Source organism: Actinoplanes sp. NPDC051851, assembly GCF_040681165.1.
Classification (GTDB): Bacteria; Actinomycetota; Actinomycetes; order Mycobacteriales; family Micromonosporaceae; genus Actinoplanes.
Genome location: NZ_JBFAYF010000147.1, coordinates 1 through 3,628 on the forward strand (window position 1 = coordinate 1; position 3,628 = coordinate 3,628).

Consider the following 3,628-nt stretch of genomic DNA (forward strand, 5'->3'; position numbering starts at 1 on the left):
CTCGAAAGATCACGCGATGGCCGCGTTCTATGCCGGACAGGATGTCCGACGATCACGCCAACCGCGTTACACCACTATCAGGGACTCCACCCCGAACCCGACTACATCTGACGGGCCGACAGCAGCTCGGGGAGTAATCATGCCCCTACGAAAGAGCGCGAGAAACCACCAAGCGCGGCCAAGCCGCCGGGCGCGACCACCGCACCGTGGGGTCTGGGGGTCGCCCCCAGGTGAGTAAGGGTGGGGCGGGCGGGACTCGAACCCGCGACCGAGGGATTATGAGTCCCCTGCTCTAACCCACTGAGCTACCGCCCCCTGTACCGGCGGCGATACTATCCCGCACCCCGCTCCCGCAGCTAGCGATCTATCGCTCCACCAGCTCCTGTGGCAACAAAACGATCTGATACCTCGGGTCCGAAACCATCTCTGGTGGCTGCAAATCGGTCACCTCGACATCATCATCGCCGACGCTGGGCGAGGATGGGCCGTCCTGCGTGGCGAACTCCGCGAAGTTCTCCGGATTGATGTCACTCATGCGACGGCACCCACCCGGGCGCCGAGCGACGCCAGGACCTGACCGGCGGTACGCCATCCGCTGGCCATGGCGCCCTGGATCGACGGGCTGTCCCGGTGGTCGCCCGCCACGAACACGCCGTCGCCCAGCGCGACCGGCTTGCGCAGCGCGCCCTGCGGCGGGCGGGCCGACGGTAGCGCCTGGGGCAGGCTGATCACCTCGAGCATCTCCCAGTCGTCGGTCGGCTCGCCGTACATCCGGGCCAATTCCACCCGGATCACCGTCTCCGAGGCGCTGGACGGTGCGGAGACGCCGACCACCGTCGCCGCGATCAGGCTCTTGCCGCTCGGGGCGTACTCCGGGGCCGCGTTGCTGAGCACCACCGTGTTGGCGATGATCTCCCGGCGGTCGCCGTCGAGCAGCAGGATCGGCTCGGCGAGCGGGGCGTGGTCGGCGCCGAAGTAGAACGTGGTGAGCCCGTGCATGTCCGGCTTCGGCAGTTGGGGCAGCAGGGCCGCGGCGGCGGCCGGGTCGGTGGCGACGATCACGGCGCGGCAGCGGATCTCGCCGCCGTCGGTGACCACCATGCCGGGCCCGATGGAGAGGGTGCGCGCGCCGACCAGGAGCTGCGGGAACGGCAGCGGCCCGGCGACCGCGGCGGGCAGGGCGGCCATCCCGGCCGCGGGCACCCCGATCCGGCCCCGGGTGAACGAGCGCAGCACCATGGCGGCGACGTGGCTGGAGGTGTCGAGCGAACGGTCGCCGAAGACGCCGGAGAAGAACGGGCGCAGCGCCTCCTCGATGATCCGGTGCGAGAGACCGGCCTTGCGCAGCATCTCCTGGGTGGTGGTCTCCGGCGCGTCGAGCAGCCGCTGCGGCGGGGTGGTGGCGCAGCGGGTGGCGAGCGCCGCGAACTTGAGCCGGTCGGTCAGCGAGCCGATGCCGGAGATCAGGGTCTGCGGGGTGGCCAGCGGGTCGCGCAGCGGGTTCTCCAGGCGGTGCAGGCCGCCACCACGGCGTACCAGCACCCCGGAGGTGAGGTAGCGCATGTCCAGCGCGTCGATGTCGACCAGCGCGGGCAGCCTCGGATAGGCGGTATTGATCACCTGGAACCCGCGGTCCAGGTGCCACCCGTCGATCACGTCGGTCGCGATCCGCCCGCCGACCCGGTCGCTCGCCTCGACGAGCAGCCATTCGACACCGGCCCGGTCGAGCCGCCGGGCAGCGGACAGCCCGGCGAGCCCGCCGCCGACGATGACGACGTCCACCTCGACCGGCTGCGACATAACCACCTCACTGAGAGCGAAAACCGCAGGCCCCAGCGTAACCATCCGCAAGCGGGCAAGGAGGGCGAAAGACCAAGGCCACGAACCCCTTTCCCGGGTACGCCCCCAGCCCGCCCTCCATCAACACTCCCGGCGTCACGGCTCCCCCACACGCCCCGGCCGGCGCCCAGCCACGAAACTCGCCCGCTCGTGTGTGAACTTCGGGACCACTTCGCACCCTGGTTTCCGGGCCGCCGCCCGCCATCAACCGGGAGAAACCCGAAACGTTTCAACCCGCGTACACGAAAAAGCCCAGGCGGCGTGATCGCCGGACCCGGGCTTCATCAGGAAGAACTTGCTCCCCCGATTGGACTCGAACCAATAACCTGCCGGTAAAGCAAGAGTGAATCTTTCTTGCCTCCTCCAGACCTCGATCTTATGCCCTGAACTGGGACAACAAGCGAATCATCGTTCATCGCCTGTCGTTGCTGTTCGTCAGCAAGCGTTATAAAACGTGAGTAGCTCGGGGGTTCTCATGGGACGGCCACCACTTGCCATCGGCACCGCCGGCAAAATCAGGACCACCGGGTCCGGTAAGACTTGGCGGGCCCGGTGCGGCTTCCGCGACTACGACGGAGTCATTCGCACCATCGAACGAACTGGTAACAGCAAAACCGCCGCCGAGACCGCTTTGAAGGAAGCTGTCCGCGACCGGGTGCGTGTCGACCCCACCGCCGAGATCAACGCCGACACGAAACTCAGCACCGTCGCCGAAGCTTGGTGGGCTGGCTTCTCCCTCTCCGACAAGAGTCCGGGCACCAAGCGCATCTACCGGGACCGCCTCGACGCCCAGGTCATCCCCGCCGTAGGAAACATCCGCTGCCGCGAACTTTCCGTCGGTACCGCCGAGCGATTCCTTCGCGCCGTCGAGACCAAGCATGGTCCTGCGCTGACCAAGACCGTTCGTTCAGTGCTCAGCAATGTCTGCGCCTACGCTGCCCGCCTCGACGCGATGGCCCGCAACCCCGTCCGCGACACCTCACCCATCAGCATCAAGCCGAAGAAGGGCCAGCCTCGCGCCCTCACCGCTGCAGGTGTCCGGCAGCTGCGCGCCTACCTCACCTACGACCCGGTGGCTTGCCGCCGCGACCTGCCAGACCTGATCGACATCATGGCCGCTACCGGAATGCGTATCGGCGAGGCCCTCGCCGTCACCTGGGACGCCGTCAACGTCAACGCCGCGACCGTCGAGGTGCGCGGAACGGTAATCCGGCTCAAGGGCGAGGGCCTGATCATCAAGCCCGAACCCAAGACCGAGGCGGGCTACCGCACTTTGATCCTGCCCGACTGGGCCATTGCAGGTCTCTCCATCCGCCACCAGCGTCAGGACCTCAAATTCGGCGAGCTGGACGTGGTCTTCCCGTCGGCGGTAGGAACCCTGCGCGACCCATCAAATGTCGACCATCAGATCAAAGAAGCATTCACCTACGCGGGCCTGCCCGATCTCACCTCACACGTCCTCCGCAAGACCGTCGCCACCCTCATGGACGAGGCCGGGCTCACCGCTCGCCAAGCCGCCGACCAGCTCGGACACGCTAAGGTCAGCATGACCCAGGACACTTACTTCGCCCGCAAAACCCTCGAGACGGGCGCTGCAAAAGCGCTCGACATCCTGGGGTTCGACGCAGCCTGAGCGGTTATTTCCCGTTTAATTGGTCCATGATAAAGAGGTCGTCTCCAGATTGCTATCTCAACCGTAACTAATCAGGTCGGTCGTTTCGGGCCGGTTTGATCTTGGTGGGGTTGTTGGGCAGGATGTCCGGGTGTCCGAGATGCCGTCCATCGTGGA

At 66.8% G+C, this 3,628-nt stretch carries 3 protein-coding genes and 1 tRNA gene; 1 reads left to right on the forward strand and 3 read right to left on the reverse strand.

Translation table 11 applies throughout. From position 1 onward, the window contains the following. Positions 1-241: 241 nt before the first annotated feature. The 3 genes from AB0M08_RS47230 to AB0M08_RS47240 form a co-directional block, all read right to left on the reverse strand. A tRNA-Ile gene (locus tag AB0M08_RS47230) sits at positions 242-315 on the reverse strand. Positions 316-364: 49 nt separating this feature from the next. Then, positions 365-535 (reverse strand): hypothetical protein, encoded by a 171-nt coding sequence (locus AB0M08_RS47235; RefSeq protein WP_364508859.1) that lies wholly within the window; start codon positions 533-535, stop codon positions 365-367. After that, positions 532-1,800: an NAD(P)/FAD-dependent oxidoreductase gene (locus tag AB0M08_RS47240; RefSeq protein ID WP_364508861.1), complete on the reverse strand. Its 1,269-nt coding sequence runs from the start codon at positions 1,798-1,800 to the stop codon at positions 532-534. Before AB0M08_RS47240 ends, AB0M08_RS47235 begins: the two co-directional genes overlap by 4 nt. Positions 1,801-2,314: 514 nt before the next feature. Here AB0M08_RS47240 and AB0M08_RS47245 point away from each other — a divergent pair. Continuing rightward, complete coding sequence (locus tag AB0M08_RS47245; RefSeq protein WP_364508864.1) at positions 2,315-3,472, forward strand: tyrosine-type recombinase/integrase; 1,158 nt, start codon at positions 2,315-2,317, stop codon at positions 3,470-3,472. The last annotated feature ends 156 nt before the right edge of the window (positions 3,473-3,628 follow it).

Coding starts and splice junctions, on each gene's coding strand:
- AB0M08_RS47235 (WP_364508859.1), bottom strand. CDS start 535: ATGAGTGACATCAATCCGGAGAACTTCGCGGAGTTCGCCACGCAGGAC.
- AB0M08_RS47240 (WP_364508861.1), bottom strand. CDS start 1,800: ATGTCGCAGCCGGTCGAGGTGGACGTCGTCATCGTCGGCGGCGGGCTC.
- AB0M08_RS47245 (WP_364508864.1), top strand. CDS start 2,315: ATGGGACGGCCACCACTTGCCATCGGCACCGCCGGCAAAATCAGGACC.